This is a genomic window from Xanthomonas sp. D-99 (assembly GCF_017746145.1).
GTDB lineage: Bacteria > Pseudomonadota > Gammaproteobacteria > Xanthomonadales > Xanthomonadaceae > Xanthomonas > Xanthomonas cissicola.
The window spans coordinates 1-22,557 of the sequence record NZ_JAGHWU010000011.1 but is presented as its reverse complement, the minus strand read 5'-3'; the positions used below and the strand labels follow the sequence as shown (position 1 = coordinate 22,557).

The following is a 22,557-nucleotide window of genomic DNA, read 5'->3' as shown; positions in this document are numbered from 1 at the left end:
AACAGACTCACCGGCATGATGCCGACTAAGTTATGCGCGTCTCCCGCGACTCGAATAGGAGGCCAGCAATGAACTATGACGCCGCACTTGAGCGATTCAGGTGCACCCCTCAACAGCATCTACTTATCAGCTATGTTCGGCTCGCTGACGCTTTGCAGCCCAGAGTGACCCGCATAGTTCCAATTCGTGACAAGGGCCGGATCGAGCAGGGCCGCGAGCAGCACATCGCCACCCTTCGATTAGCGCTAGAAGTATCGGAACAGACACAACTTGACCCTGTGTGGATAGCGGATATCGGGCACGCAGAGTCTGTGGCCCCCGGCTTGTACCTCGTAGACGGACACCATCGCCTAACTGCCTATAGACAGGCTGGTCGAGACACAATTCCCGCGAGCATCTTGCCGATGGACTGGCATGCGGCCGTCGCCGTCTCGAAGCTGGTGAACTGCACTGGCAGATCACTCGCCCTCCACAAAGAACAATGCCGAGATGCCGCTTGGCAGTACCTTGCAATCCTGACGCAACGAGGCGCCAACGAGCTTCCAAAGGGCGAATCGTTACGCTCTATCGCAGGCCGATTCGGCATCAGCAAGAACACCGTCGGCAGCATGGTGACTTATCTGCCCCGCGTGGTCCCAACGGAGTTCAATTCACTGTCGATTGACCCCGGCACTGGCTGGCCGAGGTGGCGATACGTGCGGGAAGCCAACAGCCCATGGCAGACAAGCTTGCCCAGTACCGAGCAGCAGCAGTTAGACCGGGATGCGGAGAAGGTCGCGCGCAGTATCGTCAAGCTGGTGGATGGCTCATCCCCAGCCGTGCGCGCCAGAGCGCTTGAGATGCTGGCGAACGACGAGGTGAATGCCACAGATCAACTCGCATCGGTGGATCTTCTTGCTCACTTCAGCCCACCACCATACCGCCCTGTCCCAATTGGGACACCCGCTGTCCCAGCGCAACCGGCACATCTGGACAACTGACAGCCCAAGCCTGACTTGACCGCCCTGCCGGCGGGAGAAGAAAAAAGGTTTTCGCTGCGAAATTATGCGGCAGTCACTTCAACCATCCAAGGCCCAGCCGCCCCCATGCCGCCCCCTCCAGGGAGGCTGCCCTACGGCAGGCACCACACCAACCTAAAGGCTCGCTGCAACCTCATGCAGCGGGCCTTTCTCATTTCAAGGAAGCCATGACGACTCAACCACAGACGACGCTGCCATATCATTTCATGCGCTTGCCCGAGGTCATCGCCACCGTCGGCGTGAGCAAGTCCACACTCTATGCCTGGGCCGCTGCGGGCAAGTTCCCGAAGCCAGTACAATTCCCCGGTGGCAACATTGCGGCATGGGTCTCCACAGAAGTGGCCGCATGGATGAGTGCAGCGGTAGACGCACGCAATGGTACGCGGGGCCTAGCCGCATGAGCTTGGCGGTAACTATGGCGGTAACAGCACTCACCGCATCGGAAATACTTATTGCATTACAGCTACTTGCAGGTATTATTCGGGAGCCTTCCGCACCATAGAGTCAAACGCACGAGCCCTGGAAACCTCATGTTTCCGGGGCTTGCGCGTTTTGAGGGGGGCTGTGGGGCAACCTGCGGTGCAGGCGGGCCGGTCGCCGTGGCGTGGAGATCACATCGCGCGCGCTAACGTCCGGCTTCACTCCACAGCGGACCCACGCCATGAGCAAGAAAGACCAACAGCCCGACGAGGTCGCCGACGATGCGCACGGCGTGACCGAGAGCCAGCAAGACCGCCGGCACGACGATGCCGCCAGGCAGCGCCCGGGCCAGGAAGATCTGAAGGTGCACGACGAGCAAAGCCGTCGCCCAACTGGCAAGGCCGGTCAGGGAAAGTGAGTTGGACAAACCTGCAATCTGGCACCGGGCAGCTCCGCGGCAACGCTGATGCGGTGAGCCCCCGTGCTGCATCGTCGGCGGCGCGTTGCGCCCTATCGCGCAGCTGAAAATGCTGCGTCTACGGAACTAGAAAGCCGGCGCCGGCCAACCACGCCGCTCCTGTGGCAAGATCCGGACAGGCGCTCGCCGGTATGCCGCTGCCCTGGGAAGCAGTGCCGTGCCAGGGTAGCGATCGCATCGGCCAGTGCCTTGTCGCATTAACCCTCATCGCCTTGATGGCGCCTTGTTCCCGGTGGTGTTTTGCATGCAGGTACCCGAGGCACCCGCGTTGAACCTGTTCCACGCAACGTTGCTGCCAGGCGGCGTCAACGCCACGATCGGAGCGCGCCTGCCGGCCAACGAAGATGAGCGCGTGGAGGCGCTGCATGCTTACCGCCTGCTGGACACCGCACCGGAGCCGAGCTACGACGCGTTCACCTCGATCGCAGCTGCAGTCTGCTGGATGCCGATGGCGCTGATCTCACTGGTCGATACGCATCGCCAATGGTTCAAATCCAGGATCGGCATGCAGCAGAACGAGACGCCGCGTGAGCTGTCGTTTTGCGCGCACGCCATTCTCGAACCCGATCAGGTGATGGAAGTCGGCGACACCCATCAGGACGAGCGGTTTGTGGGCAACGCGCTGGTGACAGGCGAGCCGCAGATCCGCTTCTATGCAGGCGCGCCGTTGTTGACCCCGGACGGCATCGCGCTGGGCACCCTGTGCGTGCTGGATCGCGTTCCGCGGCGACTGTCGGTGGCCGAGCGCGACGCGCTGCAAGCATTGGCCAGGCAAGTCGTCAGCACCCTCGAACTGCAACAGGCCGCGCGGCTGGTAGAGCTGGATGCGCTGCGCGATGCGCTCACCGGGCGATGGAATCGCGCCGGGCTGGAGCACGCCTTGCACGCGCTTGCCGATGCGCCCAGCTCTGCCGCGGATGCGCCACTGGGTTTCATGCTGCTGGAACTGGATGGCTTCAAGCGGCAAAAATTGCAAGCCGGCGCCGCAGCGGCCGATGCTACCCTGCTGCAGGTCGCTACATTGCTGGAAGCGCAGCTTCCGCCTGCCGCAATCGTGGCGCGCCTGGCCTGCGATCAATTCTGCGTGGCGCTGCCGGCGACCGCAGCATCTGCATCCCTTGCTGCTGCCGAAGGCGTGCGCAAGGCGGTAGCAGACGCGCACTGGCCGACCGGCCCGTTGACGCTTAGCGCAGGTCTGGTGGATGTTGCCACGCCCACCGCGCTCGACAGCGCTACCTTGTTGGCCCGTGCGCGGCACGCGTTGCAGCAGGCGCGTGACGCTGGCCGCAACCACGTGCACCGCTTCGACGGTTGGCAGCTGCGGGCCTGATCGACGCAGCCTGCGCCGATCGCCCTGCGGCATGGCGGTCGCTCAGGCCGCCAGTGCGTCGGTATTTCCGGCGATCTCGTCCACCTGCAGCACCTGCTCCATCTCCAGCAGTACCACAAAGCGCTCGCCGACCTTGCCCATGCCGCGCAGCAGGTCGCGGCGGATATGCGTGCCGAACGAGGGCGCCGCCTCGATGTCCTGGTCGGCCAGTTCGATCACTGCATTGACCGCATCCACCAGCACGCCAATCACCTGCGTGCCTTGCGCCTGCTCGGTGGCCAGAATCACGATGCAGCTGCGTTTGCCGATCGCGCTGTCCGCGCGCCCCAGGCGCGATTGCAGGTCCACCACCGGCACCACCGCGCCGCGTAGATTGATCACCCCGCGCACGCAATCCGGCATCGACGGCACCGGTGTGGGAGCGCGGTACTGAATGATCTCGCGAATGCCGAGAATGCTGGTGGCGAAGGTTTCGCCATCCAGTTGGAAGGTCAGATATTGCGCGGCGACATCGGCGTCGCCGGGCATCACATCAAGCGTCGGTGCGGTCATTGGTCGCTCTCTCAGAAACGCGCGAACTGGCCTTCGTCGGGGCCCTCGGACATCGCATACGCCGGCGCTGCGTTGCTACGCCAGCCACGCGTGCCCGCCGCACGCGCCGGCCGCGCAGCGACCTGCTTGCCGCGCTTGGGCGGCGCAGTCGGCGCGCCCTGCCCGCCCAGCCGGAAGAACGCCATGCTCTGCTGCAGCTGTTCGGCCTGCGCACTCATTTCCTCGGCAGTGGCGGCAAGCTCTTCGGATGCGCTGGCGTTCTGCTGGGTGGTCTGGCTCAACTGCACGACCGCCGAATTGATCTGGCTGACGCCGGAAGATTGCTCCTCGGAGGCAGCGGATATTTCCTGTACCAGGTCGGAGGTGCGCTTGATGCTGGGCACGATCGAATCCAGCAAACGACCGGCGCGGTCGGCCAATTCCACGCTGGAACTGGCCACCTCGCCAATTTCCTGCGCGGCCACCTGGCTGCGTTCGGCCAGCTTGCGCACCTCGGCGGCGACCACGGCAAACCCCTTGCCATGTTCGCCGGCGCGCGCGGCTTCGATCGCGGCATTGAGCGCGAGCAGATTGGTCTGGTAGGCGATGTCGTCGATGATGCCGATCTTCTGCGCGATCTGCTTCATCGCCTGGGTGGTGGCAACCACCGCTTCGCCACCCTCCACGGTCTCCTTGGCGGCCTGGGTGGCCATGCCGTCGGTGATGCGCGCGTTCTCGGTGTTCTGGCTGATCGATGCGGTCATCTGCTCCAGTGAAGCACTGGTCTCTTCCACACCGGCGGCCTGTTCGCTGGCTGCCTGCGACAGCGACTGCGCGGTGGCGCTGACTTCTTCCGACGCGCTGGCAAGTGTTTCGGCGCTGGTGTTGACCTCGCCGACCACCTGCGACAGCTTCCCGACCATGGTGCGCATCGCTTCGAGCAATTGGGCGGTTTCGTCGCGGCCGTGCACATCGATGCGCATGGTGAGATCGCCTTCCGACAAGCCGTTGGCCACCGCCACCGCGCGGCGGATCGGCCCGGTGACGCTGCGGCTGATCACCACACCGAGAATGGCGCCGAGCAACACGCCGCTGCAGATGATGGCGACCAGCAGCCTGGAACTGCGCGTGTGGATCGCACCGGCTTCGGCGTTGGCCGCCGCGGCGCTGCGCTCGCGCAGGCCGCTCAGGTCGGTCATCAGGTTATCCACTTCGTCCGAGCTGGCACGGACCGCGCGCGAGAGCGCGGCCAGTTCCGGATTGGCCTCGCGCAGCGCTTCGCGGTTGGCGACCTCGATGAAGCGGCCCCGCTCGTCCAGATACTTCTGCCAGGCGCGATCGAATTGCGCCAGCTTGTTCTTGCCTTCCTCGCTCTGGAAGCTCTCCCGCGCACGGGCCATGTGATCGACCACCTTGGCGGTGTATTTGTCGATGTTCTGCACATGCGACTGGCGCTCCTCTGCACTGCTGGCCAACAACAGGTTGGCGCGCGCACGACCGGCATAGATGAGGTTGATGTTGGCTTCCTTGACGTGGGACATGCCGAGCAACTCGCGCTCGTATAACGACGTCGACAGCGCGCTGATGCGGCCGGAGTTGGAATAGCCCACCCACCCGATGCATGCGCCGATGGCCGAGACGATCAGGAATGCCACGATCAGTCTGGTTCCGATTCTGAAGTTGCCTAACATTGGGGAGTTCTCTCAAGAAGGGTGCGTGGGCGACATGCGCTGCAGGATGGTGATGGCGCTGCGCGTATCGCGCATGGCGCTACGGCTGGTCTAACCCATCGCTAATGGCTATCGGCGACGACAAAACCCGCTTGAGATGCAGTCAGGGCCGGAGTGCCTATTCATCCAATCGAATCCGCGCTTTTGTGACAGATCACGCGCTCGTCACAGCCCATATTCGGAAAAACCCTACCCTCGCCCGTGCGCTGTCCAGGCCAGTCCGCTGGGACATCACGTCCGTGAAGCTATGCTTCTGCCATGCCTGCACAGCCCCTGCCCCGCACGTTCTATGCCCACGATGCCCGCCAGGTCGCGCCGCAATTGCTCAACAAGGTGCTGGTCAGCGCTGACGGACGCCGCGGGCGCATCACCGAAGTGGAAGCCTACTGCGGCAGCGACGACCCGGCCGCGCACTCGTTCCGCGGCATGACCCCGCGCACGCGGGTGATGTTCGGTGCGCCCGGGCACCTGTATGTGTATTTCATCTATGGCATGCACTGGGCAATCAATGCGGTCTGCGGCGGTGCGCCCGGGCATGCGGTGCTGATCCGCGCCCTGGAACCGCTGGACGGTATCGACCGCATGCAGGCCGCGCGCGGCGCCGCGCCGGTCACCGCGTTGACCACCGGCCCAGGCCGCCTGGCGCAGGCGTTCGGCGTGACCGCTGCGGACAATGGGCTGGATCTCAGCACTGCGGCCGCGCGGCTCTGGATCGAGGACGACGGCGCGCCGCCTCCGTCCAACCCATTGGCGACGCCGCGCATCGGCATCCGCAAGGCCGTGGATGCGCCATGGCGCTGGGTGGTTGCAGATAGCCGCTATTTATCGCGTAGGCTTCCGCGCGTGACCGGAAAAGGCACGGCGCTTGCCGGCGATTGAGCCAACCAGCGCTCCATCGGCGATTGTTCGGCCGCGCCCGGTCCGCGCTGTAGCAGACGCAGCGCCTGCTCGGCCTGCTCGGGGGTAAGCTCCTCCAAGGTCTGGAAGCGGTCTGCCGCCCAGATCGCCATGGGCAGCCCATCCAGCGAAGCGACACGATTGCCCGGCACGCGCGCGACCCGCTCGCCCGGCAGCAGACTGCCGAGCAGATTGCTTGGGTCGCTCGCACTGACGCAGATCCACTGCTGCGGCAACGGCTGCGCGCGCACACGGCGCAAGGCCGCAATCGCCTCGGGCAACGCAAACTGCTCGCCGGACAGCCCGGCGATAAACCGCCCACCACGGATTTCACCGCGCGCTTCCAGCCGTTGATACATGCGCAGCAATTCCCGCCACGGCGGCAGCCATGCGGCCTCGCGTTCGAGCAGCCGCCAGCACACCACGCCGTAGCGCCGCAACAGCGTGCGCGCGACGTGTTCTAGCGTGTCCTGATGGCGCTGCGCGGCTTCGGCAAGCGGCAAGTCGGGCAGCGCCCGCACCGGCGCCCAGCGGCCCGCATCGCGGATGCCCAGCGCGCTGGCGCGGCGACGCTGCCGCGACAGTGCCGACGGTCGCTTGGACGCCGGCACCAGCAGCGCGCGCAGGCCGGCATAGCTGTCGCAATGCGCGCGGCCGCGCATCACCAGCTCGCTCAATGCATCTTCCAGCTCGGTATTCATCAGATGTGCCGCGTCGGCGATTTCATCGAAGAACAGCGCGCCTTGCTGCTGCAGCACCTGCATGACGCGTTGCGCGCGGGAGCCCAATGGCGCGTCGTCGACATCGCGCGCCAATGCGCTCCAACGCTGCGCTTCGCGCCGTGGCAGCAGCACGATCAGCGTGCTGCGCAGTGCGGCGCCGCTGCGGCCGCCGCCGGGCCGCAAGCGTGCCCACAGCGTGCGCCCGGCGGTGCACAACTCGTCCAGCCAGGCCGGTTGATAGTCGCGGATGCGCGCCGGCAATAGCTCGCTCTCCCACAGCACTGCAGGCGCCTCGAAGCATTCGAGCTGCCCCACCACGCCAGCCAGCGCATCCGGCCCAGCCACCCGGCTGCTGCTGTCCACGTGCTGCCACTCGAACAGAAAACGCGCGTAATCGCGCTGCGAGACCGGTTCGATCTCGCGGCGCAGACGCCCCAACGTGTAGCGATGGATGCGTGCCAACAGATGGCGCTCGCACCATTCTTCGGCCTGCACGTGCGCACTGAACTGCCCGGCCATGACGTAGCCCTCGCGTTGCAAGGCCGCCAACGCCAGCACGATCTCTGCTTCCGGCACCTGCAACGCGTTGGACAAGGCCGGCACCTGTGCCGGGCCAACCGCGGACAAGCGCCCGCGCAGCAGTTCGCGCACCGCCCAGTCGCGCTGCCAGTCGGCAACGTGGCAATCGGCCGGCGCCTGCAGCGGCGGCTGCGCAGTTGCTTGCCGATACAATGGCAAGAACCAGTCGATGCGCTCGGCGCTGATCCACAGCGCCGGGATGCCGTGCAAGGCAATGCAGCTGGCACGACCAGTTGCGGCCAGCGCGGCCAACCATGCCTGCCACAGCGCATCGGTGGCCTCTGCGACCGGCAACACGCCCAGCCCCACCAGTGCCTCGTGCATTTCTTCGGCATCGCGCGGCTGTGGCCAGGCTTCTTCGCACACTGCGGCAATCGCTTGCGGATCGAGCTGTCCCAGGTCGTCGCTGGTCTGCGGCGTGTAGCGCCGACTTTGCACGGCCTGAGTACGGCGTTCTTCCAGTGGCGCATCGTCGAGAAATGCATAGGGACGCGCGTTCAAGGCCTCGGCCGCCAGCGGCGACGGCGCCGCCAGGTCGCGCGCGACCAGCGTCACCGCGCCCGATTCCAGGCCGCGCAACACCTGCAGCCAGCCTTCGCTATCCATGGCGTGATGCAGGCAATCCTCCAGGGTCTGTGCCACCAACGGGTGGTCGGGCACCTCGCGTTCGCCAACCAGATTCTCCGCACAGGCCACCTGGTCCGGGAATACCGTGGCGAGCAAATCTTCGGACTTCATTCGTTGCAACTGCGGCGCCACCTTGTTGCCGCCGCTGAAGCGCGGCAGCGCCATCGCGTTGGTGGCGTTCCAGCGCCAGCGCACGCCGAACAGCGGCGCATCCAGCAATGCCTGGATCAACACATGCTCGGCCGACGACGAATGCAGGTAACGGCCAACCTCCTCCAGCGCAAAGCTATGACTGGTCGACAGCGACAGCACAATCGCATCTTCGGTGGCTGCAGCCTGCAATTCGAAATTGAAGGTGCGGCAGAAGCGCTTGCGCAGCGCCAGCCCCCACGCACGATTGATGCGGCTGCCGTACGGCGAATGGATGACCAGCTGGGTACCGCCGCTGGCATCGAAGAAGCGCTCCATCACCAGGCGCTGCTGGGTGGCATCGCACCCAATGCCGTGCAAGCCTTTGCCAGATAATCCACCAGTTGCCGCGCCGCTTCGGCGGACATCTCCAGCTCGCGCTGCAGCCAGTCGTGAGCCGCCTGGTGCGGCGCGGTGTCCAGCCGCGCGGCAATCTCGCCACGCAGGCGCGACACCGCCGCAGACAGTTCATCGCTGCGACCTGGCGCTTCGCCCAGCCAGAACGGAATGTTCGGCGGCGCGCCCTTGGCATCTTCCACGCGCACGCGCCCGGCCTCCACGCGCAGGATGCGGTAACTCGCGTTGCCGAGCTGGAACACATCGCCGGTGAGGCTTTCGACGGCGAAATCCTCGTTCACCGTGCCGATCTTTTCGGCCTGTGGTTCCAGCACCACGCTGTAGTCGCCGGTTTCGGGAATGGTGCCGCCGGAGGTGAGCGCCGTCATGCGCGCACCGCGCCGTGCATGCAGGCGCCGATGCACCGCATCGCGATGCAGGTACCCGGCGCGCGGACCGAGCCGAGTGCTGAAGCCATCGCACAACATGCGCACCACGCTGTCGAAGGTGGCACGGCTCAGCCTGGCGAACGGCCACGCGCGCCGCACCAGCGCGAACAGCGCATCTTCGTCCCAGTCTTCGCATGCGGCTTCGGCAACGATCTGCTGCGCCAGCACATCCACCGGCGCCGGCACAATGCGCAAGGCATCCAGTTCGCCGCGGCGGATGCTGTCCAGCAGCGCGGCGCATTCGACCAGTTCGTCGCGGGTCTGCGGAAACAGGCGTGCCTTGGGCGTCCCGCCGACCTTGTGCCCGGAACGCCCGGCACGTTGCAGGAAGGTGGCGATCGAGCGCGGCGAACCGAGCTGGCAGACCAGATCGACATCGCCGATATCCAGCCCCAGTTCCAGCGATGCGGTCGCCACCAACACGGTGAGATCGCCGGCCTTGAGCCGTTGCTCGGCCAGCAGGCGCGTCTCGCGCGACAGGCTGCCGTGATGCGCCGACACGCGCTGCTTGCCGAGCAGATCGCCCAGATGCCGCGCCGCGCGTTCGGCCATGCGCCGCGTGTTGACGAACACCAGCGTGGTGCGATGCTGCTGCGCCAATGCGGCCACATCGGCGTACACCTGCAGCCACTGGTCGTTGGACATCACCACGCTCAGCGGCGTGGGCGGCAACGCCAGGGCCAGATCACGCCTGCGGGTGTAGCCGATATCGACGATCTCGCACGGCGGCGGCACGCCGTCTGCGTCGACACCGACCAGGAATTGCGCCACCGTGTCGATGGGCTTCTGTGTCGCCGACAGCCCCACCCGCGTGATCGGCTGCGCGATCAGCCGCTGCAAGCGCTCCAGCGTCAGGCTCAGGTGGCTGCCGCGCTTGTCCGACGCCACCGCATGGATTTCATCGACGATCACGGTGCGCACCTGCCGCAGCGACGCGCGCCCGGATGCCGACCCCAACAGCACGTACAGCGACTCCGGGGTGGTCACCAGAATATGCGGCGGCGTGCGACGCGCCTGCGCGCGCTCGCGCTGCGGGGTGTCGCCGGTACGCACCGCCGCACGAATCGGCACATCCGGCAAGCCGCTGGCGACCAGCGCCGCACGGATGCCCTGCAAGGGCGCGTCCAGGTTGAGGTGGATATCGTTGGACAAGGCCTTTAACGGCGAGACATAGACCACGCGGGTTTCGTCGGGCAACGCACCGCCATTGGCCAGCCCGTCGCGGATCAACGCATCGATGGCGGCGAAGAACGCCGTCAGCGTCTTGCCCGAGCCGGTCGGCGCGGCCACCAGCGTGTGGCGTCCGGCCTGGATCGCCGGCCACGCAGCGATCTGCGCCGGTGTCGGCGCAGCGAAGGTCTGCGCGAACCACGCAGCGACCACAGGATGGAAGTGTTGCAGGACAGGATGCATTGGCAATGCCCGACACCGTTGCTCATCATGACGGCAAGGCGCGCGGATGTAACTCGGCGGCAACCACAATCAATGGGGCTGCGCAGCGGTCCAGACAAGCCATGGGCCAGGCCGGTAGTGAACGATTTAGAGCGGCTAACAAAACTACTGCGCAGCCGCCAGACGGGCGCGGCCGGTGCTCGGAATCCTCATGTACCACTCGTACACTTCGGTTCTGAGCGCGCCGTCCGCGCCCACCTGACAGCTGCTCGCTACGTTTGTTAGCCGCTCTTAGCGCAAGGGTGACGGCCTCTGCCATCGACAAGGCGACGCCTTCGCAACGCTGCGGCGCCGGCCCGGCGATTGTCCGCCGGCCACGTGCCGTGGCACATTGACGGCATGCCCAGCCTTATTCTTTTCATGATCGCCGGCGCCGCGCTGTTCGCGTTCTGGAACTCTTCGCGCGCGGCTGCCGAACGCGCCGACATCCTCGGCCGCAATGCCTGCCGCGCGGCCGACGTGCAATGGCTGGACCAGAGCGTGCATTCCACCAATATCCGCGTGTGCAGGATGCCCAGCGGCTGGCTGGGCTTCGAGCGCACCTTCCGTTTCGACTATTCCCACGACGGCGTGGATCGCCATAGCGGCAAGCTGGTGCTGCGGGGCGATCAACTGATTGCCTTCACCGGGCCGCAGGTCGCTACCGTCAGGGCCTTGCACCCGGAGCATGAGCGGCTGGAGTAAGGCGCGCGGTTGCAACGCAGGTCACGCGCGAGCTGACACCTGACATCCCTGCAGCTTCACCTGCCCGGGTTACAGCGATTGGCCGGCCAGCTTCCCCCTGACTTTCAGCACTCATCGAGCTGCGCTACGCGCAGTTGCGATCTGCGCGCGGGGTTGGTCGTTCCGGCAGTTGGCGGCACTCCACAGCCGCCACGTCATTCCAAAGGCGTCGAATCCGCGGGGACGGGCTCGTAGCCATTGTCCCTGCCGCTCAGCCAGCGCAACTGCAGCTTGCCCTCTCGACGCAGCTGCGACTGGGCAACCAGCCACAACGACTCGAGCAGATCGGCATCCTTCAAGAGGCGCGACTCGCCGGCAACGTCGATGCTGAGAAAATGCGCCTCACTCGGTGTGTCGATGTAGCTGCGCGCAATCAGACAACGCTCGCCGTCCAAGAAGCGATAGATGTCGTACTCGTAGGCGTCCTCGAGTGCGCCGGACGCATCCGGGGCGCTGCAATCGACAGGTGCGCTGCACGTGCAATCAGACCCTCCATTTCCGTGGATCTGCAGGTCATACGCTGGGCCGCTTTCACCGCAGCCAGCGAACCTGACACGCCATCACCGGCTGTGGACGGCACGCAGGAACCAGAATTTACAAATGGCCCCTGCTGATTCCAAGCACCGACCTGCATTCGCCTTGCGGCTGTGCAGTGGTGTGGCGCGCGCTCCTTACTTCACCACGCGAAGATGCGGGCGCTTGCCACCGCTGGGCGGTTCGTCCGGCGTCGGCGCGCTCGGCGGTGGCGTGCCCGGATCCGGTGGCTCGCTGCTGGTGCCGGGGATGTCGTCCGGCAGCGCCATGCCCTGCCCGGTTTCGCGCGCATAGACCGCCAGCACGGCGGCCATCGGCACCATCACCGGATGGCTCACGCCACCGAAGCGTGCAGTGAAGCTCACGCTTTCGTTGTCCACCTGCAGGCCGACCACGGCACGCTCGGCGATATTCAAGACGACGCGACCGTCCTTGACGGCACTGGCAGGCACCTGCACACCGGGCAGGCCGGCATCCACCAAAACGTGCGGCGTCATGCCGTTGTCGTTGATCCATTCGACCAAGGCCCGCAACAGGTACGGGCGATGGCTGGTCATGCGGGGGAAATCTTCGCTCATTGCCTCATTTTACCCGCACATGGCCCGTCGCGGCGGCCATGCAATCGGAAGTCGGTCTGTTGGCATACAGCCGTCGCATCAGCCCGGCAGATCGCGCAGCTTCTTTTCCTGATCGGTCAGGCTGCGGATAAAGCCCGGGTTGCGGAAGATCCGGTTGCCGTAATCCTCGATCGCCTTGCCATCCTTGGGCAGGCTGATTTCCAACGCGTCCAGTCGCCAGATGATCGGCGCCATCGCGCAATCGGCCAGACTCATTTCCGGATTGAGGAAGAATTTGCTGGCCTTGAACAACGGCACCGATGCGGTGAGCAGTTCTTTCAGGCGCTTGCGGCCGGCCTCGGCCTGCGTCTTGTTGCCGAGCTGGATCGCCTGTACTTGCGGCACCCAGTCATGCTCGATGCGCAACATCGCCAGGCGCAGACGCGCGCGCGAGAGCGGGTCCACCGGCATCAGCGGCGGATGCGGATAGCGCTCGTCCAGGTATTCGCTGACCACCGACGCGGCGTAGAGCACCAGGTCGCGTTCGACCAGCGTCGGCACCGAATGGTAGGGATTGAGATCGATCAGATCTTCGGGAGGATTTTGCGGGTCGACCGGCACCAGGTCGTAGGTCACCCCTTTCGCCGCCAGGACCAGACGAACCCGGTGGCACAACACGTCGTCGTTGGACGAAAACAAAGTCAAGGTATTCCGCATACGCACACTCGTCGCCATTCAAGGCTCTCCGACGACCGGAATCCGCCGGCCGCATCGGCGCGGCCGGCCCAACGCCGACAGTCACCACGGTCTATCGAGTGTGCAATCACGTCACGCAAAAGCCAAGAGTGATAGGGCTTATTAATGTTCCGATAAGCCAGCTGTTGCGCTGCTCCCCGAGAACCGCAGGACGTGTGGGCGTTGCAACACGGTCGCAGGGTTCTACCTGGCCCGGTAGACACGCCGTTCGCCTGCCAACCATCGCCCTGCCCCCTCTCCGCACGGGAGGGGGGCAAGCGCTTTCCCATTGGGAGCGGCCGCAAGGCTCGGCGATCAGCGAGGTCTCCAAGCACCTGGCGATGCCTGCCCTGCAGTGCACTGCATTTGTTCGCTTCCGCAGCCGATGACGGCCTACGCAGCGCTCAATGCACGTCCTTCCAGTATTCCTTCTTCAGCAAATAAGCGATGAAGGTGAGCAGCGCCAGGAACAGGACCACCCACACGCCCATGCTCTGGCGCTTCAATGCGGCTGGCTCGCCAGCGTACTCCAGGAAGTTGGCGATATCGCGCACGGTCTGGTCGAATTCCACCGGCGTTTGACGCCCCGGCTGCCCAAGCTTCAATGCCTCTACCGGCTTGTCGCCGGTGGCGTTGTCGGCCGGGCCGAATTGCGCCTGCTGCAGGCCTTGCAACTCCCAAAGCGGGTTGGGCATGGATGCATTCGGAAACAGCTTGTTGTTCCAGCCCAGCGGGCGGGTCTGATCCAGATAAAACGACTTGAGATAGGTGTAGACCCAGTCGGTTCCGCGCACGCGTGCAATCAAGGTCAGATCCGGCGGCGCCTTGCCGAACCACTTGGTCGCCGCATCGTGCGGCATGGTGCCTTCGATGTGTTCGCCGACCTTGGCGCCGGTGAAGTTGAGGTTGGTCATGACCTCCTCTTCGCTCAAGCCCAGATCGCTGGCCATGCGCGAATAGCGCAGGTACTTCAACGAATGGCAGCCGGAGCAGTAGTTCATGAACAACTGCGCACCGCGTTGCAGCGAAGCGCGATCGCTCAGGTCGTTACCTGCTTGCTGCACCGCCCCGCCTTCGGCCGCCACCGCACCGCCAGCGACCATCAGGCCGCAGAGCAAGGCGACCACGCGCGACTTCCATGACCTCACGTTGGGATTAGTCATGGGTCGTCACCCGCTCCGGAACCGGCTTGGTCTTGTCCAGCCGCGTCCACACCGGCATGGTGATGAAGAAGGCGAAGTACAGGAAGGTCAACACCCGCCCGACATAGGTTTCGTGCGCGTCGGTGCCGGGGCCGGAACCGATCACGCCCAGCCAGACGAAGCACACCACCAGCACGCCCAACGCCAGCTTGGAAATCCAGCCGCGGTAGCGCACCGAGCGTACCTTGGCGCGATCCAGCCAGGGCACCAGGAACAGGATCGCGATGGCCGAGAACATCACCAGCACGCCACCGAGCTTGTTGGGCACCACGCGCAACATGGCGTAGTACGGCGTGTAGTACCACACCGGCTTGATGTGCTCCGGGGTCACCAACCGGTTGGCTTCGGTAAAGTTGTCGTGCTCCAGGAACAGGCCACCGAACGCCGGTGCGAAGAAGATGATGAATGCAGCGATCAACAGCAGGAATCCAACGCCGACCAGGTCCTTGACCGTGTAATAGGGGTGGAACGGAATGCCGTCGGCCGGCTTGTGCGCATCCCAGCGATTGCCCTTCGGACCTTTCTTGATCTCCACGCCGTCCGGGTTATTGGAGCCTACTTCGTGCAGCGCGCCGATGTGCAGCACGATCAACAGCAGCAGCACCAACGGCAATGCGATCACGTGCAAGGCGAAGAAGCGATTGAGGGTGGCATCGCCGGGCAGGTAGTCGCCCATGATCCATTCGGTCAGCCCATTGCCGATCACCGGAATGGCGCCGAACAGCGAGATGATCACTTTCGCGCCCCAGAACGACATCTGTCCCCACGGCAGGACATAGCCCATGAAGGCTTCGGCCATCAGCACCAGGTAGATCAACATGCCGAGAATCCACACCAACTCGCGCGGCTTCTGGTAGCTGCCGTACATCAAGCCGCGGAACATGTGCAGGTACACCACGATGAAAAACAGCGAGGCGCCGGTGCTGTGCATGTAGCGGATCAGCCAACCCCACTCCACGTCGCGCATGATGTATTCGATCGACGCGAATGCATCGGCGGCGCTGGTCTTGTAGTGCATCGTCAGGAAGATGCCGGTGACGATCTGGTTCACCAGCACCACGATGGCCAGCGAACCGAAGTAGTACCAGAGGTTGAAGTTCTTCGGCGCGTAGTACTCGCTGATGTGCTTGCGATACATGGGCATCAGCCCGGGCGCGCGCTCGTTGACCCAATCGAACACGCCGTTGGCGGTACGGACCAGAACATTGCTCATCAGGCAGCCCCCGTGCTTTTGGTCGACGCACCGGCATCGTCAGGATCGACGCCGATCACCAAGGTGTTGTCGTCCACGTAGTGGTGTGGGGGCACCAGCAGATTGATCGGTGCCGGCACGCCGTCGAAGACGCGGCCAGACATGTCGAAGCGCGACTTGTGGCAAGGGCAGAAATAACCGCCCTTCCACTGCGGGTCGTAAGGCTCGGGGCGGATTTCGGCGACCATCTCCGGCGAGCAGCCCAGATGCGTACATAGCCCGACCAGTACCGAAATGTCGGACTTGATCGAGCGGTATTCCGGGTTTTTCAGCACGTACTCCGGCTGCTGATCCTTGTTCTCGGACTTGGGGTCCTTGAGCCGGTCGTCCAGCGACGGCAGTGCGTCGAGCATGGCCTTGGAGCGCTTGACGATCCAGATGGGCTGACCGCGCCATTCAAGGACCATGCGCTGGCCTTCCTGCAAGGCGCTGATGTCGGCGGTGACCGGTGCACCGGCCAACTTGGCGCGCGCACTGGGATTCCACGACTTCACGAACGGAACTGCAACGAATCCTGCTCCGACCGCACCGACCACGGCCGTTGTCGCGGTTAAAAACCGACGACGCCCGATATCAGCAGGTGCGTTAACCCCATCGTTGGCCATCCGGCTCTCCGATCTTGATTAGGTAGCGTGAGGCTGCCAACGGCTGGCGGGGGGTCCAGCCGCGATGAATCGACCGCAGTGTAGCGGAACGCTTAATGCACAGACAACGCAATGTACGCAGTCGGCCCCATGCGATGCAACGGCCGATGCAGACGGCAGCCGATCGGATGGACTTCAAGGAGTGTGGAGGGCGTATGGCTGTGACGGAGTGCCGTTGCATCGCCTGCAACGGCAATGCACGCATGCGCAGGATGCGCAGGCATAGTGCAAGCGCAGCAATCACGATCGTCCGCGACTGGCTGTGGGCGCCGCAACCTATGTCGCCGCTACGGAAGCACTCGCCCAGTCGCACGTTGCGCAGCGCCGTGGCGAATATTCGCAAGGGCGGCTATCCATAGGTCAAGCAGTGGTCCGGGCAGTAGATGGCGCAGACGCCGCGGTGCTTGTGACATGTCCGGCGCACCGGCCGCGCCCGCCGGGCGGCTGCACGGTCGTTCCGTCGGCCGCTCTAGTTGGCTGCGGTCGCCTGGCCACGATAGCGGCCGGCCAATACACCCACGCGTTGCACGTAACGCTGGGTCTCGCTATACGGCGGTACGCCGCCATAACGGTCCACCGCGCCCTCGCCGGCGTTGTAGCCGGCAGCGGCCAGCGAGAGGTCGCCATTGAAGCGTTTCAGCAGCCAGGACAGATACTGCACCCCGCCGCGAATATTTTGCGCTGCATCATAGGCATCGCTGACGCCGAACCTGCGCGCCGTGCTCGGCATCAACTGCATCAGGCCTTGCGCGCCGGCACGACTGAGCGCGAGCGGGTTGTAGGCCGATTCGGCGTGGATGATCGCGCGCACGATCGATTCTTCCACTCCGAACTCGCGCGCCGCCGTTGCGATTTCCTGCTGGTACGCGTTGGTGTTGAGCCGGATCGCACCGAAATTAACCCCGGGCTTGGCACCGCACGCGTAGCAGGTTTCGATAAAACTGTAATGGATGGTGCGCAGGCCTTCGATGCTGGCGACCTGGCGCGGACGGGCGCTGGTGTAGTGGCGCACGCCGTCCTTCATATAGGAATACACCTGCCCGCTGACGACCCGGCGCGGATTGGCTGGTGCTGGTGCTGGCGGCGTGACGACCGAGACGGACGACTCCGTCAACGCACGCGCAGCCGTCGCCGAAGCGACCTCGGCAGCACGCCCTGCCGGCTGGCTGACTGGCTGGCTGATCATGTTGGCCGGCGCACCGCTGTCGATATTGGCGATGCCGGGCGCGGGGCTGACGGCCAGACGCCCAGGCGAAGGAGACGACGGCAGGCGGCGGGCCGAACGGTCGGGGGTATAGCTGCTGATGACGCTGCAGGTGGCGCCGCTCTGGCGCTTGCTCAGGTAGCTGGTGATACCGTCAGCGCCGACGCACTTGTACAGCGTGCCGGCGCTGACCGGCGCAGCCGACAACGTGACGAGCATCAGCCCCAGCAATCTTGACATCCCCTTCATGCGCGGAGTGTCCCAGCTTGCCCAGGGCTTGCCAAGTGTCGGCCAGCGCTGGAGCAACCGACAAGGCGCCTGCGCAGCCACAGGCTGGCCAAACCGGCGCTCACATCCTCGAGTGCCGAGCGCGCACTCCGACTCCGATGACTAGCGCGCCGCCCGCCCACCTGACCACCGCTCGCTGCGGCTTGTTGGCGCCCTCACTGCGGCAGGCGGTCCAGCTGCGTGCGCAACGCGTCCAGTGCCTGCGTCAAGGTGAGGCGGACTTCGGCCGGCGCAATCGCGTCGAACGGCAGGTCCAGCAATAACAGGTTGGCTGCCAGCGCGGACATGCTCGGCGCGCCAAGACCCAGCCAGCAATGTGCGGGACCATCGGCCTGCAATGCACCCAGCCAGGGCGGGATGCGCGCTGCCAATGCCTCGACCGTGCCGGCCAAACGCACCCGCGCCCGGCATGGGAACGGTGCTTCGCCGATCGCCTTGCGCAACAGCTGTAGCGGCTCTTCGGGCAAGGCGCGGGGAGCGAACCGCGCGCCGGTGGCGAGCGCCTGATCGATCCGGTCCGCGCGCAGGCTGCGCCAGTCCTGGCGTTCGCGGTCCCAGACCAGCAGGTACCAGCGCCGCCCGTAGTTCACCAGCAGCGCCGGCTCGACGTTACGGGTGATGGCCGTACCCGAATGGCGCCGATAGTCCAGCCGCAGCGTGGCCCGGTCGCGGCAGGCGGCGGCCAGCTGCCCGAGCAGGTCCGCATCGACCAGCGATTCCGTTTCGGCAGCCGGCATGCTGGCCATGGCGGCATGTGCGGCACTGGCGCGCTGGCCGCTGCGGCGCGGCAGCAGGGGATCCAGTTTGGCCATCACGCGTGCCGCGGCGGCGTCCATCCCGCGCACCGCTGGCGCGGCGGCGCGCAAGGCGACCGCCACGGTCAGCGCCTCGTCTTCTTCCAATAGCAGCGGTAGTGCCGCAGCGCCCTGCCCCAGCCGATAGCCTCCGCCGCTGCCGGGTGCTGCATGCACCGGGTAACCCGCTTCGCGCAGGCGTTCGATATCGCGTCGCAGACTGCGCGGATGGATGTCCAAACGCTCTGCCAGCGCCACACCGGACCAGCTTCGGCCACCTTGCAGCAGGGAAAGCAGACGCAACAGACGGGCAGCAGTGGACGCCATCACGCCACCGTATTGCGGACAGAAACTGTCCGCAAGTGGCTCGTAAGCTCGTAATACCAGTCACCACACCACCCGCTCGCCACCGCAGCCACCCTGGAGACCGCAATGTCCGACGACCGCCACGTCACCCTCTTCCACAACCCCCGATCCGCTCGCGTGGGGTGCTGGTCTTGCTGGAAGAACTGGGCGCACGCTACCGCCTGCAGCCCATCGATCTGGAAAAGGAGGAGCAGCGCACGCCCGAATTCCTTGCGATCAACCCGATGGGGAAGATTCCGACCGTCGTTCATGGCACCAGCGTGGTCACCGAACAGGGCGCCATCTATCAGTACCTGGCCGAGCTGTACCCGGAAGCCGGCCTGTCGCCGGCCCCGGGCGATGCCGACCGCGGCGCCTACCTGCGCTGGCTTGCGTTTTACGGCTCGGCCTTCGAACCGGCGATCATCGATCTTGCGCTCAAGCGCAGCGCTCCGCCGCGCTCGCTCTCGCCTTATGCCGATGCCGACACGGTGTTGCAGGTGGTTGATGCGCAGCTGGCCAAGGGCGATTACCTGCTGGGCGAGCGCTGCAGTGCGGCCGATGTGCTGTGGGGCGGCGCCTTGGCGTGGATGGTGGAATTTGGCCTGATCGACCCGCCCGCCCCGACCCGCGCCTATATCGCCCGGATGGCCGCGCGCCCGGCAGTGGCGCGCGCCGAAGCCGTCAATGCCGGGCGCGCGCCCGCGGACGGCGCCAGCGCAAGCGGGTAAACTGCGCGGCTCTCTTCTACCCGCCTGGAATAAGCGCCATGCCCGGGACACCCGTTTCCGATCTGTCCGCGGCCACTGCCGTGGACGCACCCGCCCTGTTGCCCTTGCCCGTCGCGCGCCCATCGGCGCCTGCCGTGGTACGCGGCAAGCTCTATATCAAGACCCACGGATGCCAGATGAACGAGTACGACTCGGCCAAGATGGCCGACGTGCTTGCCGCTTCCGAAGGCCTGGAGCTGACCGATAACCCGGAAGAAGCGGATGTGGTGCTGGTCAACACCTGCTCCATTCGCGAAAAGGCGCAGGAAAAGGTCTTCAGCCAATTGGGTCGCTGGAAGGCGCTGAAGGCCGGCGGCAAGCCGGTGATCATCGGCGTCGGCGGCTGCGTGGCGTCGCAGGAAGGCGAAGCCATCGTCAAGCGTGCGCCCTACGTGGACCTGGTGTTCGGGCCGCAAACGTTGCACCGGCTGCCGGAGCTGATCCGCGCGCGGCGCGAATCGGGCAAGTCGCAGGTGGACATCAGCTTCCCGGAGATCGAGAAGTTCGACCGCCTGCCCGAGCCGCGTGCCGAAGGTCCGTCGGCCTTCGTCTCGATCATGGAAGGCTGCTCCAAATACTGCTCGTTCTGCGTGGTTCCCTACACCCGCGGCGAAGAAGTCAGCCGGCCGTTCGAAGACGTGCTGGTGGAAGTGGCGCAGTTGGCGGCGCAAGGCGTGCGCGAGATCAACCTGCTCGGCCAGAACGTCAACGCGTACCGTGGTGCGTATGGCGCCGATGCCTGCGACGCCGCGCAGTACGCCGATCTGGGCCTGCTGATCCGCACCATCGCGCAGATCGAGGGCATCGGCCGCATCCGCTTCACCACCTCGCATCCACTGGAGTTTTCCGATTCGCTGGTGGATGCCTACCGCGATGTGCCGCAGCTGGTCAACTACCTGCACCTGCCGGCGCAGGCCGGCAGCGACCGCATTCTGTCGGCGATGAAGCGTGGTTACACCGCGCTGGAATTCAAGTCGAAGATCCGCAAGCTGCGCGCAGTGCGCCCGGACATCTCGATCAGTTCGGACTTCATCGTCGGCTTTCCTGGCGAGACCGAAGCCGACTTCGAAAAGACCATGAAGCTGATCGAAGACGTAGGCTTCGACCAGAGCTTTTCGTTCGTGTATTCGCGTCGCCCCGGCACCCCGGCATCGGACCTGCAGGACGATACGCCGGAGGCAGTGAAGCAGGGGCGTCTTGCGCGCCTGCAGGCGCATATCAATGCGCACGCGGCGAGCATTTCGCAATCGATGGTGGGCAGCGTGCAGCGCGTGCTGGTGGAAGGCCCCTCGCGGCGCGATCCGAACGAATTGACCGGCAAAAGCGAAAACATGCGCCCGGTGAATTTCCCGGGCAACCCACGTTTGATCGGACAGTTCGTCGATGTGTTGATCACCGAGGCAATGAGCAATTCGCTGCGTGGCCGGATTCAATTGGACGACAGCGCACATTGATGGCGCGTGGGCGCTGCGCAATGCGGCGCTCCTTCAAGCAAGGCAACCACGCGCCGAAGCGTGTCATGCGAAGTGGTCAAAATTTCACCACACAGCTGTCGCACCTTGCAGCGTAAGGCTTCGTCATACTTACCCACAGGCTTTGCGGAATTCGATCCACATCCCGTGTGGACAACCCTGGCGGCACTGGCGATTTTTTCACCACCTCCCCGGCAAACCTTGCGCCAGTAAGCGCGACAAGTTTTATCCACAGGTTAGTGATGCGTGACTCCACAGCGCTTGTGGAAAACCTGCACGCGACTGCGGCGAGTGCATGGCCGGTGCCGCGCCGTCCGCTGTGTTGGTGGGATCCCATGCCGCGCGCTACCCTTTCGCTCCCGCCCTACCGACGCGCACCCAGGTGCGCTGTCCGATCCAACCATGAACGCACCCGCACATCGCGATTTCACCCTGGAACCCGAGGACATCGAGCGCCTGGCCAATCTGGCCGGTCCGTTTGACGCGCATCTGCGCCAGATCGAACTCAAGCTTGGCGTCGAGATCGCCAACCGTGGCAACGTCTTCCGGGTGGCCGGACCGGAGCCTGCCATCGCCGCCGCCCAGGCGCTGTTGACCGCGTTGTACGAGGAGGCCGCCACCACCACCTTCGACGCGCACGCAATCCACCTGCGGCTCAACGAGGCCAACCTCGAACATGTGGCCGAGCGCGCGTACCAGGCCCAGGATGTGGCGATCAAGGTCAAGCGCGGCACCGTTCGCGGCCGTGGCGCCAACCAGGCCAAATACCTGCACGCGATCGCCACCCATGACATCAATTTCGGCATCGGTCCGGCCGGGACCGGCAAGACCTTTCTGGCGGTAGCAAGCGCGGTTGAAGCGCTCAACGAGTCGCGTGTGCAGCGGCTGATTCTGGTGCGCCCGGCAGTGGAAGCCGGCGAAAAACTGGGCTTTCTGCCTGGCGATCTCAGCCAGAAGGTCGACCCGTACCTGCGCCCGCTCTACGATGCGCTGTACGAGATGCTGGGCGTGGAAAAAGTGGTCAAGTTGCTGGAGCGCAACGTCATCGAAATCGCGCCGCTGGCCTATATGCGCGGCCGCACGCTCAACGATGCGTACGTGATCCTGGACGAAGCGCAGAACACCACCATCGAACAGATGAAGATGTTCCTGACGCGCCTGGGCTTCGGTTCAACCGCCGTGGTCACCGGCGACCTAAGGAAGGTCTGATCAACTCACCGCAGATGCGCGACACTATCGCCTTATGTAGAGGATTCATCCATGCAGCTGACGTTCGGT

The 22,557-nt window shown here is 65.0% G+C and carries 17 protein-coding genes, 1 other RNA gene and 3 pseudogenes; 10 read left to right on the top strand and 11 right to left on the bottom strand.

Features of this window, described 5'->3' with window-relative positions; genetic code table 11:
* Positions 1-68 precede the first annotated feature (68 nt).
* The 4 genes from J7360_RS05040 to J7360_RS05025 all read left to right on the top strand — a co-directional run bounded on the left by J7360_RS05040 (position 69) and on the right by J7360_RS05025 (position 3,247).
* Positions 69-980 (top strand): ParB N-terminal domain-containing protein, encoded by a 912-nt coding sequence (locus tag J7360_RS05040; protein WP_017163762.1) that lies wholly within the window; start codon positions 69-71, stop codon positions 978-980.
* Positions 981-1,186: 206 nt separating this feature from the next.
* Positions 1,187-1,420, top strand: a complete 234-nt coding sequence (locus tag J7360_RS05035) for an AlpA family phage regulatory protein (RefSeq protein ID WP_244664086.1) — start codon at positions 1,187-1,189, stop codon at positions 1,418-1,420.
* 260 nt (positions 1,421-1,680) lie between these two features.
* Positions 1,681-1,857, top strand: a complete 177-nt coding sequence (locus tag J7360_RS05030) for a hypothetical protein (RefSeq protein ID WP_042675596.1) — start codon at positions 1,681-1,683, stop codon at positions 1,855-1,857.
* 283 nt (positions 1,858-2,140) lie between these two features.
* Positions 2,141-3,247 carry a sensor domain-containing diguanylate cyclase gene (locus J7360_RS05025; protein ID WP_176215017.1) on the top strand — a complete coding sequence of 369 codons (1,107 nt, stop codon included), beginning with the start codon at positions 2,141-2,143 and terminating at the stop codon, positions 3,245-3,247.
* A 42-nt stretch (positions 3,248-3,289) separates the two neighbouring features.
* Here J7360_RS05025 and J7360_RS05020 read toward each other — a convergent pair whose 3' ends face one another.
* Both J7360_RS05020 and J7360_RS05015 read right to left on the bottom strand, forming a co-directional pair.
* A complete protein-coding gene (locus tag J7360_RS05020; protein WP_003485975.1) occupies positions 3,290-3,799 on the bottom strand; it encodes a chemotaxis protein CheW in 510 nt (169 codons plus the stop codon).
* Positions 3,800-3,810: 11 nt separating this feature from the next.
* Positions 3,811-5,469 (bottom strand): methyl-accepting chemotaxis protein, encoded by a 1,659-nt coding sequence (locus J7360_RS05015; RefSeq protein ID WP_007965688.1) that lies wholly within the window; start codon positions 5,467-5,469, stop codon positions 3,811-3,813.
* 297 nt (positions 5,470-5,766) lie between these two features.
* On the opposite strand from J7360_RS05015, the gene J7360_RS05010 reads away from it, so the two are divergent.
* The gene (locus tag J7360_RS05010) at positions 5,767-6,387 is read left to right on the top strand and encodes a DNA-3-methyladenine glycosylase (protein WP_042675594.1); all 621 of its coding nucleotides are present in this window, start codon (positions 5,767-5,769) and stop codon (positions 6,385-6,387) included.
* Here the strand turns inward: J7360_RS05010 and J7360_RS05005 are convergent.
* A pseudogene (locus J7360_RS05005) lies at positions 6,327-10,720 on the bottom strand (DEAD/DEAH box helicase). The gene J7360_RS05010 and the pseudogene J7360_RS05005 overlap by 61 nt on opposite strands.
* A 190-nt stretch (positions 10,721-10,910) precedes the next feature.
* Between J7360_RS05005 and J7360_RS05000 the strand changes: the two are divergent.
* Positions 10,911-10,986, top strand: a non-coding RNA gene (locus J7360_RS05000) — sX9 sRNA.
* A gap of 76 nt (positions 10,987-11,062) precedes the next feature.
* A complete protein-coding gene (locus J7360_RS04995) occupies positions 11,063-11,443 on the top strand; it encodes a DUF3301 domain-containing protein (RefSeq protein WP_033481176.1) in 381 nt (126 codons plus the stop codon).
* Between the two features lie 194 nt (positions 11,444-11,637).
* Here the strand turns inward: J7360_RS04995 and J7360_RS04990 are convergent.
* From J7360_RS04990 to J7360_RS04955, 8 genes and pseudogenes are all read right to left on the bottom strand, one after another.
* Positions 11,638-11,965, bottom strand: a pseudogene (locus J7360_RS04990) (hypothetical protein).
* 188 nt (positions 11,966-12,153) lie between these two features.
* Complete coding sequence (locus J7360_RS04985; protein WP_007965679.1) at positions 12,154-12,594, bottom strand: ClpXP protease specificity-enhancing factor; 441 nt, start codon at positions 12,592-12,594, stop codon at positions 12,154-12,156.
* A gap of 78 nt (positions 12,595-12,672) precedes the next feature.
* Complete coding sequence (locus J7360_RS04980; protein WP_005915265.1) at positions 12,673-13,308, bottom strand: glutathione S-transferase N-terminal domain-containing protein; 636 nt, start codon at positions 13,306-13,308, stop codon at positions 12,673-12,675.
* 404 nt (positions 13,309-13,712) lie between these two features.
* Positions 13,713-14,471 (bottom strand): cytochrome c1, encoded by a 759-nt coding sequence (locus tag J7360_RS04975; RefSeq protein ID WP_057659041.1) that lies wholly within the window; start codon positions 14,469-14,471, stop codon positions 13,713-13,715.
* Positions 14,464-15,723: a cytochrome bc complex cytochrome b subunit gene (locus J7360_RS04970; RefSeq protein WP_022559344.1), complete on the bottom strand. Its 1,260-nt coding sequence runs from the start codon at positions 15,721-15,723 to the stop codon at positions 14,464-14,466. The genes J7360_RS04975 and J7360_RS04970 overlap by 8 nt, the downstream gene beginning before the upstream one ends.
* Positions 15,723-16,367, bottom strand: coding sequence for a ubiquinol-cytochrome c reductase iron-sulfur subunit (petA, locus tag J7360_RS04965; RefSeq protein ID WP_007965672.1), 645 nt, complete (start codon positions 16,365-16,367; stop codon positions 15,723-15,725). The genes J7360_RS04970 and petA overlap by 1 nt, the downstream gene beginning before the upstream one ends.
* A 508-nt stretch (positions 16,368-16,875) precedes the next feature.
* The gene (locus J7360_RS04960; RefSeq protein ID WP_209033390.1) at positions 16,876-17,859 is read right to left on the bottom strand and encodes a lytic transglycosylase domain-containing protein; all 984 of its coding nucleotides are present in this window, start codon (positions 17,857-17,859) and stop codon (positions 16,876-16,878) included.
* 194 nt (positions 17,860-18,053) lie between these two features.
* Complete coding sequence (locus tag J7360_RS04955) at positions 18,054-19,019, bottom strand: WYL domain-containing protein (RefSeq protein WP_022559346.1); 966 nt, start codon at positions 19,017-19,019, stop codon at positions 18,054-18,056.
* Between the two features lie 161 nt (positions 19,020-19,180).
* Between J7360_RS04955 and J7360_RS04950 the strand changes: the two genes are divergently transcribed.
* From J7360_RS04950 to J7360_RS04940, 3 genes and pseudogenes are all read left to right on the top strand, one after another.
* Positions 19,181-19,768, top strand: a complete 588-nt coding sequence (locus tag J7360_RS04950; RefSeq protein ID WP_057659046.1) for a glutathione S-transferase family protein — start codon at positions 19,181-19,183, stop codon at positions 19,766-19,768.
* A gap of 38 nt (positions 19,769-19,806) precedes the next feature.
* Positions 19,807-21,261: a tRNA (N6-isopentenyl adenosine(37)-C2)-methylthiotransferase MiaB gene (gene miaB, locus J7360_RS04945; RefSeq protein ID WP_209033388.1), complete on the top strand. Its 1,455-nt coding sequence runs from the start codon at positions 19,807-19,809 to the stop codon at positions 21,259-21,261.
* Between the two features lie 420 nt (positions 21,262-21,681).
* A pseudogene (locus J7360_RS04940) lies at positions 21,682-22,476 on the top strand (PhoH family protein); the annotation flags it as partial.
* Positions 22,477-22,557 lie beyond the last annotated feature (81 nt).

Excerpts from the sequence above, each read along its gene's own strand:
- J7360_RS04985 (WP_007965679.1), bottom strand. The coding sequence starts at position 12,594 with ATGAGCGAAGATTTCCCCCGCATGACCAGCCATCGCCCGTACCTGTTG.
- J7360_RS04960 (WP_209033390.1), bottom strand. The coding sequence starts at position 17,859 with ATGAAGGGGATGTCAAGATTGCTGGGGCTGATGCTCGTCACGTTGTCG.
- J7360_RS04980 (WP_005915265.1), bottom strand. The coding sequence starts at position 13,308 with ATGGCGACGAGTGTGCGTATGCGGAATACCTTGACTTTGTTTTCGTCC.
- J7360_RS04970 (WP_022559344.1), bottom strand. The coding sequence starts at position 15,723 with ATGAGCAATGTTCTGGTCCGTACCGCCAACGGCGTGTTCGATTGGGTC.
- J7360_RS05010 (WP_042675594.1), top strand. The coding sequence starts at position 5,767 with ATGCCTGCACAGCCCCTGCCCCGCACGTTCTATGCCCACGATGCCCGC.
- J7360_RS05030 (WP_042675596.1), top strand. The coding sequence starts at position 1,681 with ATGAGCAAGAAAGACCAACAGCCCGACGAGGTCGCCGACGATGCGCAC.
- J7360_RS05035 (WP_244664086.1), top strand. The coding sequence starts at position 1,187 with ATGACGACTCAACCACAGACGACGCTGCCATATCATTTCATGCGCTTG.
- J7360_RS05020 (WP_003485975.1), bottom strand. The coding sequence starts at position 3,799 with ATGACCGCACCGACGCTTGATGTGATGCCCGGCGACGCCGATGTCGCC.
- J7360_RS05015 (WP_007965688.1), bottom strand. The coding sequence starts at position 5,469 with ATGTTAGGCAACTTCAGAATCGGAACCAGACTGATCGTGGCATTCCTG.
- J7360_RS04975 (WP_057659041.1), bottom strand. The coding sequence starts at position 14,471 with ATGACTAATCCCAACGTGAGGTCATGGAAGTCGCGCGTGGTCGCCTTG.
- J7360_RS05040 (WP_017163762.1), top strand. The coding sequence starts at position 69 with ATGAACTATGACGCCGCACTTGAGCGATTCAGGTGCACCCCTCAACAG.
- J7360_RS04955 (WP_022559346.1), bottom strand. The coding sequence starts at position 19,019 with ATGGCGTCCACTGCTGCCCGTCTGTTGCGTCTGCTTTCCCTGCTGCAA.
- miaB (WP_209033388.1), top strand. The coding sequence starts at position 19,807 with ATGCCCGGGACACCCGTTTCCGATCTGTCCGCGGCCACTGCCGTGGAC.
- petA (WP_007965672.1), bottom strand. The coding sequence starts at position 16,367 with ATGGCCAACGATGGGGTTAACGCACCTGCTGATATCGGGCGTCGTCGG.